Origin of the sequence: Kitasatospora sp. NPDC085895, from assembly GCF_040702125.1 — a bacterium.
GTDB lineage: Bacteria > Actinomycetota > Actinomycetes > Streptomycetales > Streptomycetaceae > Kitasatospora > Kitasatospora arboriphila.
Genome location: NZ_JBFBJY010000042.1, coordinates 21,173 through 35,205, shown reverse-complemented (window position 1 = coordinate 35,205; position 14,033 = coordinate 21,173). Strand labels below are relative to the sequence as shown.

Sequence of the window (14,033 nt, the reverse complement as noted above, 5' to 3'; positions counted from 1 at the left end):
GGCGGCTACTGGTTGTTGCCGATGTCCCACTTCTCCTCGCCGTTGCGGGGGTCGTCGTGGCGGGCGATGTCGTGCTCGTGGGTGTGGCGGAAGACCTTGCCGACCTCCTCCGCGGCCGTCGCGGCGTTCAGGAGAAGCTGGTAGACCTCGTTCAGGGCCTCGCCGACGGCCTTGTCGAGCGGGTACTCGTCGTCGGAGCGCTCCGCCAGGACGCGGAAGGTGTTGGCGATCGAGGTCAAGCCGTCGGGCATGGAGTCGATCGTGGCGAGGACGTGCATCATGCCGTCCGGCTCGTAGTTCATCGCCGCCTCGTACATCTCGGTGGCGGTCGCGTCGAAGCTGAAGCCGGAGTACGGGTTGGTCACGTCGCCTCCCAGGGCGTCCAGAGGGGTGTTCGTGTGGTGCTTCGGGGCCCGCGGCACCTCGTCGCCGACCGGCGCCGGGGTGTCGGTGGCCGCGGCGTCGGCGGCGCTCTCGGCCTCGGCCTGGTCGGCACGGATCTGCTGGTCGCGCTCGGCGCGGGCCTGCGCGGCCTTGCCGGCCATGCGGCGGTAGAGGCGGCGGCCGGGATGCATCAGCCACGGCAGGCCGAGCTTGCGGCCGAGCGGGGTCGAGAGCATCCCGACCAGCCCGACCGGCAGCGCCAGGGCCGCGGCCAGCAGGCGCCGGCCGTGGTGCCGGGCGGCGGACTTCACCAGCTCCCGGCGGGCCGCCCGCCGGACCGGTGCCTTGCGGGCCTCGGCCCGCGCGTCGCCCACCTTGGCATTCAGGCGCTTCTCCGACCCCGCCCGGGCCCGGTTGCGGGCCTTGTCGAGCGAGCGGCGAACCGCCGCGGCGGGTTTTGCCAGGGCCTTGCCGGTGGGGCTCTTCGCGGCGTGCTTTCGCTCCCGCTCGGCGGCCTTCGCGGTGCGGCGGGCGTCGGCGACCTGCCGCCGGGCGGCGGTCTGCCGCTCACGCCGCTCGGCCCGCAACGGTGCCGCGGCCCGTTCGGCCTTCCGCACGGCCTTCACCGCGCCGACCTTGTCCGCGAGGTTGCGGCCGGGCGAACCCGGCTTCTTGCCGGTCGGCTTGGGGACCGGGGTCGGCCCGGGACGCTGTCCGCTCGGTCGGCCGGTGGTGCCGGTGCCGGGGCGGCCCTGCTTCGGGATACCGCCGCTGGCCGTGCGGCCAGCCGCCCGGCCGCCCGACGTGCTGGTGCCGGTGGTGGGCTTGACCAGGGACAGGTGCCCCTTGTTGGTGGTGCGTCCGGCGCGCCGGGCGAGTCGTCCGGCGGCGGCGCGGGCGGTGCGGGTGGCGATCGCCGTGGTGGCGGCGGTGCCGGCCGCGGCGGCCAGTGCCGCGAGGGGGCCTGCGGTCAGCACCCCGGCGGAGGCGAGGCCGACCACGGTGTTGGCGCCGGTGATCGCGAGCGGCACGGCGGGCAGCCCGCCGCGCTGGTGTGAGGCCGGAGAAGCGCTCTTCCCGCCCGCGGCGGGCTTCGGCTTCTCGGCGGCTGGGCTGGTGTCGGGGGTGTGGGTGGGTGCCGGCGTGACCGGCGGTTCGGCGAACGTCTGGGACATGGCCGGGGGTACCTCCGGGCAGGTCAGGCCGCGAACGCGGCGGGTTCGGCACAGGTCAGGCAGGTGCCCAGGTGGGCGGGCAGCACGTAACCGGCGTCCCGCCCACAGACGGGGCAGGTCCGGCGGGCCCGGTTCGCCGCGGCCAGGGCCGCGACCCTCGCGGGGGTCATCGGCCGAACGGGCTTGGCCAGGCAGGTGCGGTAGAGGTGAGCGGCGCGCACACTGTTGGTGCGGCGCGAGCGCCACAGGATCTGTGCGGCGACCGGCTGACCGCCCGGCCGCAACCCCCGCCTGCGGAGCTGTCGGCGGGTCAGGTAGCCGTCGGGGGCCATCCGCCACGGGTAGGTCGGCAGGCCGAACCGCTCGCCGTGCGGGTCCCAGAACCGGGGAGGGCTCACGACGCCGCCTCGCCCTCGTTCGGGCCGTCCGCGGTGTCGTCGTCACTGTCGGGGACGGCGTGCAGGGCGGGTCGGGCGGCCTCGGTGCGGTCGGCCTTCAGCGTCTCCCGAAGCATCCGGGCGCGGGCCGGTGAGGTCCGCAGTTCGGTGCGGATCCGATCGGCGGTCAGCTCCGCCTCCGACCAGTTGGCCGTGACCGATCGGGCCTCCGCGAGCAGCTCCGCCTCGGTGCGGATCGGCACCTTGGTGCGGGCAGACTTCGGCACGGCGCCGGTCGCCCGCCGCGGCCGACTCACCGCCGCCGCAACCGCCCGCGCACGCACCGGCTCCACGGCCGGGATCGGGTCGGCGATCGGCTCCGGGTCGGCCGACTCGTACACCGACTCGACCACCTCGGGATCGGCCGATCCCGGCAGGTCAGACCCCGACCGATTTGCGGTGTCCTGGGTGTTTTCTACCGTTTCGGGCTTGTGGTGCAGCACCTTGGCGACCAGGTCCGATCCGAAGAAGATCGAGCCGACCGGCAGACACGAAGCGAGCAGCACCAGCGCGTAGTGCGCGGGCGGCCAGTCGGCCAACCGCACCCGACCGCCGCCGTGCAGCGCGGGCACCAGACCGTGCACGTAGTTGAGCACCAGCGAGGCGACGGTGTAGCCGCCCAGCACCCACAGCGCGAACAGGCGGTCCCGGCCGGTCAGGATCAGCGCGGCCACCAGGGCCAGCGCCATCAGACCGTCCACCACCAGCGGGTAGAGGCTCGCGGCCAGGATGTCCGCGCCGATCGCGCCGGCCACGTCCTTGAGCGCGTTCCACGAGACGCGAAACGCCATGCCGACGACCACCAGCAGCGCGGCGACCATCGACCACTTGGCCTTGGTGTTCACCGCGCACCCCCGACCAGATCCGGCGTGAAGGCGGCCTCGGCCGCCTGCAACTCGGTGAGCGAGCCGAGCCGGTCCAGCGCTTCGGCGACGTTCAGCACCCGCGGCCACAGCCGGTCGAGCGCGTGATCGGTGTAGCGGTGCAGGGCTGCGAGGTCGCGGGTCGGGTCGTCGCCGGTGCCGAAGGTCAGCTCCGTGTCGTAGGTGATGCGAACGGCATCCGCGGCGCGGTCGCGGTCGTGGCGGGCAAGGAGTTCGACCGCCCATGCGCGGGTCGGCGACCACAGGCCGGCCTCACGCAGCCACCGGTCCTGGGCCCGCTCACCCGCGGCGCACATCACCAGCAGGTCATCAAGCGCGGCCCGGTGGGTGCCGGCCACCCGGACGAAGCCGTCCACGTCGTCGTCCGGGCTGCCGATGGCGATGGTCTCGATCGGGATGCCCAGCGCGAGCAGCACCACGGCGTGCCCGGCCTCGTGGACCGCGATGCCTCGACGGAGCTCAGCATCCGGCAGGGACAGGACCTGGCACAGCGTCGTCTCGCCGGGCAGGTCCGGGACCGGGTGCCGGGTGAACATTCCCGACTCCTCGTCGTAGTGCCAGCCCCTCGGGCCGGCCGTCGTCGGGTCGAGGGCGCTCACGCGGCCACCCCCATAACCGCCGCCCGGCGGCCGGTGGCGCGGCGGGCGGTGTGCAGCGGCACCGGCGCGGTGTTCAGCAACCGCTCGGCGTAGGCGGCCAGCTCCGGGTCCTCCCGACGGAGGTCCGCCAGCACCGCCGCCGCGGCGTCCATCCGGGCGGCGCGGTCCAGGACCGACTCGCCGGGCGCGCCGGCGAACAGCTCCTCGTCCACGCCCAACGCCAGCTCTGCGAACTCGTCCGGGTCCGCGGCGTGCTGGCCTGCAACAATCGACTTCACGGGTCTACCTCTTCCAACAGGGCGGTGGGCCCGAGGGCCGCCGCGCGTTCCTTGGCCGGGAGCGCGGCGGCCCGTTTCGTGGGCCCAGACCACTCGTCACGCACGAGCAGCCATGACCCCCGACCCGCCATAGCGGGCACGGATCGGGGACCAAAGAGACTCGTTCGTTGATCAGCACACTGTTGAGTTCTCAAGGAACAACCCACGATCACGGCAGGTCGTAGGCGTGCGGCCAAACCGCCTTCCCCGACACCCACCAGTCGCATTTGCACAGGTCAGAGCAGCCCAAAGAAGACCCCTCTTTGCCGCTCCCGCATCTCTCGGTTGCGACACTCTCAACATAGAGAACCTGCCTAGGCAGGTCAAGAGGGTTGGGTTTCTCGCGTGTGTTGGGCATCTGCCCTAGCATGGGTGCATGAGCCTCGACCCGGATGACTCCCGCCCGCCGTATCAGCAGGTCAGCAGCTTCTTGCGGGCCTCGATCCTCACGAAGAAGCCCGGCTTCGAAACCGGCGACAAGCTCCCGTCCGGCCCCGAGCTCGCCAAGCATTTCGGCGTGGCGCGCGGCACGATCGACAAGGCGCTCGACCTACTCAGGACCGAGGGCCTGATCGTGACCCGACAGGGCAGCGGATCCTTCGTCCGTGAGCGCACGTCACGGCCAGTCGGTCTCCGGCCGCATCTAGAAGCCGCATTCGAGCAGAAGCAGGTGACGCTGGACTTCGCAGGCTTCTCCAGCGAGACCCTTCACAACGCCCTACAGGAACCGCTCGACAAGGTCCGCTCCGGCAGACTCGCCCCGGAGTCCATCACCGTGCGTCTTCTGCTGCCAGACACCGACGAGCCCATGGCCGTGCCGGTGCTGGTGGACGGCCTCAAGGACGAACCCGCACTCCGGGAGCGGGCCCGGAACATCGCACTGACCAACGCCGGCGGCATCGCCCATTCGGTCGAGGTGCTGGCGGAACTCGGTCTCGTGCAGAACGCCACGGTCCAGGTAAAGGTGCACCGGGCATCCAGCCTCTTCAAGCTGTACATCCTGAACCGCTCTGAGGCGTTCTTCGGGTTCTACCCGCTCCGCGAGCGTACGGTGGGGATCAACGGCAAGGACCACACGTTCTACGACGTCACAGGCAAGGACACCACCCTGTTCCACCACGCCGCGGGACCGGATGATGCCTCCCTTGGCTCGCAGTACGTCCAGCAGGCACAGGTGTGGTTCGACAGCGTGTGGTCCACGATCGCGTACGAGCGTCAGCCGTGACCGGCGCTCCTCCGTCGCTCGCCGACCTGCTTCGCCCGGTGAAGCACGTGCTGCTCGACTTCGACGGCCCAGTTTGCTCGGTCTTCGCCGGGCTTCCGGCGCCGGAAGTCGCACGACGCCTTCGTCTGGGTCTGCTCGCCGACGGCGAGCAGACCCCAGCCGGGGGTGAGACCGAGACTGATCCGCTCGCCCTGCTCCGCCTGATCGCAGACGCTCGACCGGACCTCGCAGCAGCGGCGGACAGTGCGCTCACATCGCTTGAGACCGAGGCCGTTCTGATTGGTCGGCCGAATCCAGGCTGCGAATCGGTCCTGCGGGCCTGCGCCAGCTCCGGCCGCTCTGTCTCGGTGGTCAGCAACAACTCGGGCGCGGCGATCGCGGCGTACCTCACCGACCAGGAGCTCAACAGCTACGTGGCCGGTGTCTTCGGCCGGGCTCCAGGCGATCCGTCGTCCATGAAGCCGAACCCGCGTCTCCTCCTGGAGGCGATGGACGCGGCTGGCAGCAAGCCGGAGGAGTGCATCTTCATCGGCGACGCAGCCAGGGACGTGGAAGCCGGAGACGCGGCAGGTGTGGCGACGATCGGGTACGCCAACAAGCCTGGGAAGGATTCGAAGCTGGCTGCCGCCGGCGCAGTCGTGATCGTGGACTCGATGCAACTCATCGCGGATGCCATGAGCTAGGCACGCATAACGCCAGTGGTCGCCTGACCTCCTACGGAGAACCATGGGGAGTAGCCGTACTACGCCCGGCGGCCTGGAGGGCCCTTGACTCCAACCGGCCGCAGACTGATGTTTCCTGCGGAGCGCAAGACCTACTAGCCAGTCGCCCTGACCGCCATCCACTTTGCGCGCTAGAGTCAACCGGCTGAGCGATCAGGAGGCGGGGCCAATGGCCAATCGGAAGACAGCAAACGTCGATGTGCATGCCGCAAGCAAGGACATTCAATCCATCAAGTTGGATCGAATGCCAGAGCTCATCATTGATCGATGCTTCGAGAACTGCCAGCCTGAACTTGCAACACTGGCAGAGCTAATCCTTGCAGGTAACGTCACATACCCGTATGAGACGCTCGCCATGCCGAGGAAGAGATTTGGCCCAAGGCCAGTCACAATTGCCACCACCCCCGCCAGAATTGCCTACCAGTCTCTCGTAAATCATCTAGGTGACGCCCTGGGGCCTAGAAGCAGAGAGGGAGACAACTGGGATAAGCACAGAGACTTCGCGCTCGACAGCGGGAGTGACTATGTCGTGAAGTTCGACATAGCATCGTTTTACGAGTACGTGGATCACGATATTCTGAGGCAGAGCGTCCTAAATCAGTCCCTGGACCCAGCCTCAACGGACATGCTGGGGAATGTCCTTCAATCTGTCATTGGGGGAACCCGAGGACTGCCACAGCTCTCGACTCCGAGCGACCACCTTGCCGATGTCTATATTGCGCCACTTGAACGGCGACTGGCGCGAGATGGGTTCACAGTATCACGCTATGTAGACGATTTCACGGTAGCATGCGCAGACTGGGAGACAGCAAATATAATCATCGAGCGGTCGGCAGAATATGCAAGATCCCTAGGCCTCGTTCTTTCGAGCGAGAAGACAAAGATCAACAAGCGGGCGACCCTGGTCCTGGAATCACACTCGGAATCAGAATTCTTTCATCGATATTTCGATCTTGCCCGAGTTGAGCTGTCTCAAGTATTCTTCTGGGGGGACTACGGGGAATTGATATCTTTCGATGAAACCGAGACTCCCGACGAGTCGGCGACAATGCAGGCTGCGATGTGGCAACTTGTCAACGATTGGCATTCGACACTCTCTCAGACGGCACCAGAAGACATTTTCCACACCGAGGGCCACTTCCGCACATATCTTGCATCAGCTTTCGGGTGGCTTCGAGGTTATGGTGAGCGAATTCCGGACTCCGTGATGCAGGATGCCGTCTTCCGGCACCCGCTCCTTCTTGTTGCCGTCTGCGGATACATCGCTGCACGGGCAGCGGAGGATTCGTTCGCCGAAGACCCGTGGGAGTCCTTGTGGCTGCTTACAATTATGGGCCGACAGAGCGCATGGGCCAAAATCTGGCTCCTCAACACGATTTCCGGTCTTCCCACATCGAGTGCCGCCCGCTATCCGCACGTCATGGAATGGGTAACAGCACAAATCGAGGACCGCCATGAGACCGTGAGGGCCGAGGCAACCTGGACTGCCGCGACTCATAAGGTCCTGAGCGAGGGCCAGATGATCAAGGCCTACATGATGGCTTCACCCATTAGCCAAGGAGCTGTAGCGGCCAGCATGGGCAGGCAGGGCAGCTATGCAAAGTCAGCCGTATCGGCTATCACAGGCGACGGCCCTCTGATCAAGAAGGCGTATGAGTGGGCATGCCAGAAATAGACCTTGCAGGCCTCACCACGTCCGGAGAGCGGTGCATTGAGGAGCTGTCATCTCTCTTTGTCAGGTCCCGGCAGGGAGCGGTGAAGCCAGAGTGGGTGATAGTCGATGCAGCCACCGCAGTTGAGACTCACGTTTCGCGCGCCCTAAGTCGTCTGGTCAGCGAATCCGGAGTGTCCGATACCCGCCTAGGGCAAGCATTGATCGATTCAATCAATGATGACATACACAGAACCTGGGCATCCAGGCTGGACTGGCTGGGTGAAGGGTTCGGCGTCTCAATCAAAGGCGAGGCGTTTGCGCAAGATCTCCTTGTGGTCGTGGACTGCAGGAACGCAATAGTGCACGGGTCTGGCTATCTCACAAAGCAGCAAACCAATAACTTCACGAAGGCACTAGCGCTCAGGAAGCGCATGAAATCTGTTCTGGATATCGATACCCACTCGACTCGACTAGTCCTCGGTGAACTATCCGTTGAAAGATGCATCAGGATTTGTCGCCGCTTCGTGGTCGAGTTCGACAGACTTGTGTCCAGTCTGTGTTCAGATGTCTATTGAACACTGTTGCATTCAGCTATCCTGACTGCGCACTGCCTGGTTGACCAGGAAATGGTCTCACGGCGGGCTGCTCGGTGGCCCGGTGCCTACGCCTTACCAAAACCAGGTCCGCACCCGTCGGGCGGTCTCAGTTGCGGTCTCATTCGTCACTGTTCAGCGGGGTACACCAGCGCTCGGCGCACTCCTACTACCTGCGGCCGGAACGTCCACGACCGTCCCTGAACAGGGGATCTCAGACCTCGAAAGCGTGTGTGGGGGCAACTCCACCGTGGGTTCGAATCCCACCGCTACCGCTTCACGAAGGGCCCCGACCGAACCGGTCGGGGCCCTTCGACGTGTCTCCGGGACACGCGGGTGAACGCGTGGGCGGCCGGGGGCCGTTGGCGGGACGTCAGGGGAGCAGGAACGCCACCGGGCTCGGGGCCGGGTGGCGTTCGGGGGGTGCGTTCGGGGTGCCGGAGGGGGCGCGGCCCAGGGGGGGAACCGGACCGCGCCCCCGTCGGGACTCCCACCACCGGCGCCGCATCAGGGGGAAGCTGCGGCGCGCGGTCCCACAGCGGGGAGTCCCGGTTCCCTGCACCGGGGATTCCTGCCAGATCCCGCGGCACTCCTCCATCGTGCGCCACCGCCCGCGGGCGGGCACCCGTACAAAGCCCCCACCCGCGGGGACCTTCGTCCCGGGGAGTGAACGCCGCTCTCACCCGATGGGCCGTCCGGTGGATAAGCTGCGCAGCAGCAGGAGGGCGCCCGGGGAGAGCGACGGCGGCCCCGCGGCAGGGAGGCAGGCCCGTTCGATGGCTCAGGCGAAGAAGATCGGCATGTATCTCCTGCTCATCTTCGTGATCTACACGATCATCACGTCGCCCACCCGGGCGGCGGAGCTGGTGCAGTCCGGCTTCGTGGGGATCTCGGACGCCGCGAAGGCGGTCGGGACCTTCATGACCGGCCTGGTGAACTGAGCCCGGCCGGTCAGCGGCTACCGTGGCGGGGTTCGTCCACCCTTCCAGCTAGGAGCGGCATCGTGATCCGGCACCTGGTCCTGTTCAAGCTCAACGACGGCGTCCTGAAGGACGACGAGCGGGCGATCGCCGGCGCGAAGGCGTTCGAGGAGCTCGGCCCGCAGATCCCCGAGCTGCGCGAGTGGGAGTGCGGCTGGAACACCACCGTGCGCGACATCGCCTACGACTACGCGATCAACAGCCTGGTCGAGGACCGGGACGCGCTGCAGGCCTACCTGACCCACCCGGCCCACCAGGCCGCCGCGGGTCAGTGGCGGGAGTTCGCCACCTGGGTGATCGCCGACGTCGAGGTCTGATCCCCGCACAGTCGCATCGCACACGCACCACCACTCGGCCCTCCGCCCCGACCCCGGGCGGGGGGCCGCAGCACACATCGGCCGACGGCGCACTGTCAGCCAACACGCCTACGAGCGGTGCTTGCCGCCGATGTGGACGACTTGTGATGCTATGACCGGTTTTGCCTGATCTGGCGAGGTGGTGAGCACGGCCGGGCCGCCCAGGCGGCGGCCGGATCGCAGATGTCGACTCTGGGAGGGGTGACGTGTCCGTGCGGACACAGGACAGCGCGCGGGGCACCGACGGGGAGCAGTCCGCCCCGCCGCCCGCGGACAGTCTCGTCGCGGAGCTGAAGGCCGCCGGGCTGAGGGACCGCCAGAGCGGCACCCGCACCCCGGTGGACGTCCGCACGCTCACCCGGGTCCTCTTCGAGCGGCTCGCCGAACTGCCCCCGGGCGCCCCGGAACGCGAACGCGTCCGGGCCGCCCTGATCGAGATCAACATCCCGCTGGTCCGGTACGCGGCCACCCGCTTCCGCAGCCGCAGCGAGCCGATGGAGGACATCGTCCAGGTCGGCACGATCGGCCTGATCAACGCCATCGACCGCTTCGACCCGAGCCGCGGCGTGCAGTTCCCGACGTACGCGCTGCCGACCATCCTCGGCGAGATCAAGCGCTACTTCCGGGACAACGTCCGCACCATGCACGTGCCGCGCCGGCTCCAGGAGCTGTGGGTGCAGGTCAGCGGCGCGATGGAGGAGCTGACCGTCACCCACGGGCGGGCGCCCAAGGTGCCGGAGATCGCCGCCTGCCTGCGCATCCCCGAAGAGGACGTCCGGGCCTGCCTGGACGCCGGCCGGGCGTACAACGCCGCCTCGCTGGAGGCGGCGCAGGAGCACGAGGGCGGGCTCGCCCTGCTGGACCGGCTCGGCTACGAGGACTCCGCGCTCGCCGACGTCGAGCACCGGGACATGGTCCGCCACCTGCTGGTGCAGCTGCCCGAGCGGGAGCGCCGGATCATCATGCTGCGCTTCTTCGCCAACCTGACGCAGTCGCAGATCTCCACCGAGCTGGGGATGTCCCAGATGCACGTCTCCCGGCTGCTGTCGCGCATCCTCACCCGGCTGCGGACCGGCAACTCCTGGGAGGAGTGAGCCCGCCGGAAGATCGCGCCGCGTTACCGCCGTGTGACATCTCGCGACGGCCGGGTTTGCCGGGGCCGGTGGGCCGGTATGGGGGGTGGAGGGAGGGTCCGATGCGGGAACCACGCTGTGCTGGTGCCCGTTGAACAGTCAGTCACGAGGGGGTGGGGCGCGTGTCCGGAGAACCGGTCGGTGCGGTCGTCGAGGAGAGCCCTGGGGAGCGGGCGGCCGGGGTGCGGGCCGTGCTGCGGGCGTTCCCGCAGCAGCAGGCCGGGGAGCAGGAGCCGGTCGGCGCACCGCCGCCCGGGGCCGCCGCAGCGGCCCTCGGTGCCACCCGCACGACGGAGGCCGCCGGGGCGGCCGGGCCCGTGCGGACGGCCGACCCGGTGGTCGGCGAGCGCCCGCTGGACACCCGGACGCTTTCGCGCTCGCTCTTCCGCCGGCTGGCGGCGCTGGAGCCGGGCGGCGCGGAGCACACCTACGTCCGCGACACCCTGATCGAGCTCAACCTGCCGCTGGTGCGCTACGCCTCGGCACGGTTCCGCAGCCGCAACGAGCCGATGGAGGACATCGTCCAGGTCGGCACGATCGGCCTGATCAAGGCGATCGACCGCTTCGACCCGGACCGCGGGGTGGAGTTCCCGACCTTCGCGATGCCGACGGTGGTCGGCGAGATCAAGCGCTTCTTCCGGGACACCAGCTGGTCGGTGCGGGTGCCCCGGCGCCTGCAGGAGCTGCGGCTGGCCCTCACCAAGGCGGGCGACGAGCTCTCGCAGAAGCTCGACCGCTCCCCCACCGTCGCCGAGCTGGCGGTCTGCCTCGGCGTCAGTGAGGAGGACGTCGTCGAGGGCCTCGCCGTCGGCAACGCGTACACCGCCTCCTCGCTCGACTCCGCGCCCAGCGAGGAGGACGGCGAGGGCCCGCTGGCCGACCGGCTCGGCTACGACGACCTGGCGCTGGAGGGCGTGGAGTACCGCGAGTCGCTGAAGCCGCTGCTGGCCAAGCTGCCGCCGCGCGAGCGGCGGATCATCATGCTGCGCTTCTTCGGCAACCTGACGCAGTCGCAGATCGGCGAGGAGATCGGGATCTCCCAGATGCACGTCTCCCGGCTGCTCACCAAGACCCTCGCCCAGCTCCGGGCCGGACTGACCGCGGAGGGCTGACGGAGGTCTGACGGGAGGCCCGGGGCGACCGGGGGCGGCGGACGGTCCGGGCGGCGCCGGGGCGGGTCAGGCGAGCAGGTTGGCGCGCAGCCCGTCCAGTACGGCGCCGTCCAGGCCGAGGCCGTCGCGCCAGAAGTCCTCGAAGGTCGGCCAACCCGCGGCGACCTCCTCGAACGCGGCGTCGAGGTAGTTCCGGTCCGCGCGGAAGATCGGCAGCAGCAGCGCGGGCTCCTTCATCAGACCGCGGGTGCCGAAGCTGTCCACCACGTGCTCGATGATGGCGGCGGAGCGCTCGTTGGTGAGCAGGTAGTCCGCGTAGACGGTGTCGCGGTCGACGCCGAGGGCGGTCAGCACCAGGGCGGCCGCCCAGCCGGTGCGGTCCTTGCCGGCCGAGCAGTGGAAGAGCAGAGGGGTGCCGCCGGGCTCGGCGAGCAACCGGACCACCGTGGCGAAGCGCTCGCGGGCGACGGCGTCGGTGACGAACCAGCGGTAGAGGCCGATCATCATGCCCTCGGCCCGGCCGTCGCCGAGCAGGGCGCGCTGCTTGTCGGCGTCGCGGTCGGCGAGCGCGTTGCGCAGCGCGACGTAGATGTCGAACTCGCGGGCGAAGACCGGCAGGTGGTGCAGGGTGATGCCGTCGTCGGTGGTCCGCTCGACGGTCACCGGGGTGGCGGAGAGCTCCGCGGCGGCGATCTCCGCGGTGGGCAGCCCGCGGACGATGTCCGGGCCGGCCTCGCGGACCTCGTCGAGGCTGCGCAGGTCGACGATCTGGCGCAGCCCGTGGTCGGCGAGCAGGACGAGGTCGTCCTCGCCGAGCCGGTTGAGCGCGTCCGCGCGCAGGGCGGTGCCCGGCTTGAGCACCCGGCCGTCGGCCGTCCGGTAGCCGCCCAGGTCACGGGCGTTCACGGCACCTCTGAGGCCCAGACTGCGCGCGGTCTCGGTGGGCTGGGTCACGGAAGGCCTCCTGGTGCGCGGGGGACGGCGGGCGCGGGCCCGATCAGTGTAGGGACCGCGCCGCACCCCGGGGCCCGCGCTCCGGGCCGCCTGCTCGACGCCGGCTACTTGACGGCGAGCCAGACCACGCCGCCGACGACGAGGAGGGCGACCACCACCACGGCGGCGATCACACCGCCCCGGCCGGAGGAGCTGCTGCCGTAGGTGTTGACGGAGCCGGGGGCCTGCGGGGCCGGGGTCTCGTCGACGAACGCCCGGAACATCTGGGTGCTGCCGGCGGGGTCGTAGTCGTTGTCAGCCATGGCGAGGACTCTAGCCAACGAGGCCGCCCGCGGAACACCCCGGACCCCACGGTGGGGTGATCTCCACACGCTCCCCCCACCTGCACGTGCTACGCCCGTGCGACAGGACCGTGAACTCCGGCCGGGCTCCGGAACAGCCCGCCCGCGGATCGGGTTGACTCGCGGCATGACCGACTACCGCACCGACGCCCGCCGGGTGACCCTCGGCACCTCCGACCTGGCCGTCTCGCCGCTCTGCCTCGGCGGCAACGTCTTCGGCTGGACGGCGGACGAGGCCCAGTCCTTCGCCGTCCTCGACGCCTACGCGGCGGCCGGCGGCAACTTCGTCGACACCGCCGACATGTACTCGTCCTGGGTGCCCGGCAACACCGGCGGCGAGTCCGAGACCGTGATCGGCACCTGGCTGCGCAGCCGCGGCAACCGCGACGGGGTCGTGATCGCCACCAAGGTCGGCATGCACCCGGACGCGCCCGGTCTGCGGGCGTCGAACATCAAGCGGGGCGCCGAGGAGTCGCTCGTCCGGCTGGGCATCGAGCGGATCGACCTCTTCTACACCCACCGGGACGACCCGGCGACGCCGGTGGAGGAGATCGTCACGGCGCTGGACGAGCTGGTGCGGGAGGGCAAGGTCCGCGAGATCGCCGCCTCGAACATCGGCGCCGACCGGCTCGCCGAGTCGCTGGCCTTCTCCGACCGCGAGGGCCTGGCCCGGTACGTGGCGGTGCAGCCGCACTACAACCTGGTCTCCCGCGGGACCTACGAGGGCCCCCTGGCGGGCGTGGTGGCGGCGAACGGGCTGTCCGCCGTGCCGTACTACGCGCTGGCCTCCGGGTTCCTGACCGGCAAGTACCGCCCGGGCGGCGGCGAGGTGCCGAGCGCCCGCGCACAGGGGGCGGCCCGGTACCTGGCGGAGCCGCGGGGTCCGCTGGTGCTGGAGGCGCTGGACAAGGTGGCCGCCGCCCGCGGGGTGGAGCCCGCCACGGTGGCGCTGGCCTGGCTGGCCGCCCGGCCGACGGTTGCCTCGCCGATCGCGTCCGCACGCACCGCCGAGCAGCTGCCGCCGCTGCTGGCCGCGATCGACCTGCGGCTGGCGGAGGAGGAGCTCGCCCTGCTGGACGCGGCCTCCGCCTGAGGGCGCGTCCCCGGACGGCAACCGCCCGTCCACGGGCTGTGGACGGGCGGCTGCCCCGGGCGGGCGGGGCGGTC

The 14,033-nt window shown here is 69.6% G+C and carries 16 protein-coding genes; 9 read left to right on the top strand and 7 right to left on the bottom strand.

Annotation, left to right across the window (positions count from 1 at the left end):
- Positions 1 to 5: 5 nt before the first annotated feature.
- The 5 genes from AB0442_RS24370 to AB0442_RS24350 are packed head-to-tail and all read right to left on the bottom strand — an operon-like array spanning position 6 to position 3,757.
- Positions 6 to 1,559: a hypothetical protein gene (locus tag AB0442_RS24370; RefSeq protein ID WP_366165301.1), complete on the bottom strand. Its 1,554-nt coding sequence runs from the start codon at positions 1,557 to 1,559 to the stop codon at positions 6 to 8.
- A gap of 23 nt (positions 1,560 to 1,582) precedes the next feature.
- A complete protein-coding gene (locus AB0442_RS24365; protein WP_366165300.1) occupies positions 1,583 to 1,957 on the bottom strand; it encodes an RRQRL motif-containing zinc-binding protein in 375 nt (124 codons plus the stop codon).
- Positions 1,954 to 2,841 (bottom strand): DUF2637 domain-containing protein, encoded by an 888-nt coding sequence (locus tag AB0442_RS24360; protein WP_366165299.1) that lies wholly within the window; start codon positions 2,839 to 2,841, stop codon positions 1,954 to 1,956. The genes AB0442_RS24365 and AB0442_RS24360 overlap by 4 nt, the downstream gene beginning before the upstream one ends.
- A complete protein-coding gene (locus tag AB0442_RS24355; RefSeq protein WP_366165298.1) occupies positions 2,838 to 3,479 on the bottom strand; it encodes a hypothetical protein in 642 nt (213 codons plus the stop codon). The genes AB0442_RS24360 and AB0442_RS24355 overlap by 4 nt, the downstream gene beginning before the upstream one ends.
- Complete coding sequence (locus tag AB0442_RS24350) at positions 3,476 to 3,757, bottom strand: hypothetical protein (protein ID WP_366165296.1); 282 nt, start codon at positions 3,755 to 3,757, stop codon at positions 3,476 to 3,478. Before AB0442_RS24350 ends, AB0442_RS24355 begins: the two co-directional genes overlap by 4 nt.
- 415 nt (positions 3,758 to 4,172) lie before the next feature.
- On the opposite strand from AB0442_RS24350, the gene AB0442_RS24345 reads away from it, so the two are divergent.
- The 8 genes from AB0442_RS24345 (at position 4,173) to AB0442_RS24310 (ending at position 11,571) form a co-directional block, all read left to right on the top strand.
- Positions 4,173 to 5,021, top strand: coding sequence for a GntR family transcriptional regulator (locus AB0442_RS24345; RefSeq protein WP_366165295.1), 849 nt, complete (start codon positions 4,173 to 4,175; stop codon positions 5,019 to 5,021).
- Between the two features lie 38 nt (positions 5,022 to 5,059).
- Positions 5,060 to 5,704 carry an HAD-IA family hydrolase gene (locus AB0442_RS24340; protein ID WP_366165293.1) on the top strand — a complete coding sequence of 215 codons (645 nt, stop codon included), beginning with the start codon at positions 5,060 to 5,062 and terminating at the stop codon, positions 5,702 to 5,704.
- A 283-nt stretch (positions 5,705 to 5,987) separates the two neighbouring features.
- The gene (locus AB0442_RS24335; protein ID WP_366165291.1) at positions 5,988 to 7,418 is read left to right on the top strand and encodes an RNA-directed DNA polymerase; all 1,431 of its coding nucleotides are present in this window, start codon (positions 5,988 to 5,990) and stop codon (positions 7,416 to 7,418) included.
- Positions 7,406 to 7,972: a hypothetical protein gene (locus AB0442_RS24330; protein ID WP_366165289.1), complete on the top strand. Its 567-nt coding sequence runs from the start codon at positions 7,406 to 7,408 to the stop codon at positions 7,970 to 7,972. Before AB0442_RS24335 ends, AB0442_RS24330 begins: the two co-directional genes overlap by 13 nt.
- Positions 7,973 to 8,790: 818 nt before the next feature.
- Complete coding sequence (locus AB0442_RS24325) at positions 8,791 to 8,931, top strand: hypothetical protein (protein WP_179419212.1); 141 nt, start codon at positions 8,791 to 8,793, stop codon at positions 8,929 to 8,931.
- A gap of 62 nt (positions 8,932 to 8,993) precedes the next feature.
- The gene (locus AB0442_RS24320; RefSeq protein ID WP_344624985.1) at positions 8,994 to 9,287 is read left to right on the top strand and encodes a Dabb family protein; all 294 of its coding nucleotides are present in this window, start codon (positions 8,994 to 8,996) and stop codon (positions 9,285 to 9,287) included.
- 329 nt (positions 9,288 to 9,616) lie between these two features.
- Positions 9,617 to 10,420, top strand: coding sequence for an RNA polymerase sigma factor SigF (locus AB0442_RS24315; RefSeq protein ID WP_363541068.1), 804 nt, complete (start codon positions 9,617 to 9,619; stop codon positions 10,418 to 10,420).
- Positions 10,421 to 10,776: 356 nt separating this feature from the next.
- Complete coding sequence (locus AB0442_RS24310; RefSeq protein WP_366165334.1) at positions 10,777 to 11,571, top strand: RNA polymerase sigma factor SigF; 795 nt, start codon at positions 10,777 to 10,779, stop codon at positions 11,569 to 11,571.
- Positions 11,572 to 11,637: 66 nt separating this feature from the next.
- Here AB0442_RS24310 and AB0442_RS24305 read toward each other — a convergent pair whose 3' ends face one another.
- Together AB0442_RS24305 and AB0442_RS24300 are read right to left on the bottom strand one after the other, a co-directional pair.
- Entirely contained in the window at positions 11,638 to 12,525 is an 888-nt protein-coding gene (locus tag AB0442_RS24305) for a tyrosine-protein phosphatase (protein WP_366165287.1), read from the bottom strand.
- Between the two features lie 104 nt (positions 12,526 to 12,629).
- Positions 12,630 to 12,827: a hypothetical protein gene (locus AB0442_RS24300; protein ID WP_344624983.1), complete on the bottom strand. Its 198-nt coding sequence runs from the start codon at positions 12,825 to 12,827 to the stop codon at positions 12,630 to 12,632.
- A 166-nt stretch (positions 12,828 to 12,993) separates the two neighbouring features.
- Between AB0442_RS24300 and AB0442_RS24295 the strand changes: the two genes are divergently transcribed.
- The gene (locus tag AB0442_RS24295; RefSeq protein WP_344624982.1) at positions 12,994 to 13,959 is read left to right on the top strand and encodes an aldo/keto reductase; all 966 of its coding nucleotides are present in this window, start codon (positions 12,994 to 12,996) and stop codon (positions 13,957 to 13,959) included.
- Positions 13,960 to 14,033: the final 74 nt, after the last annotated feature.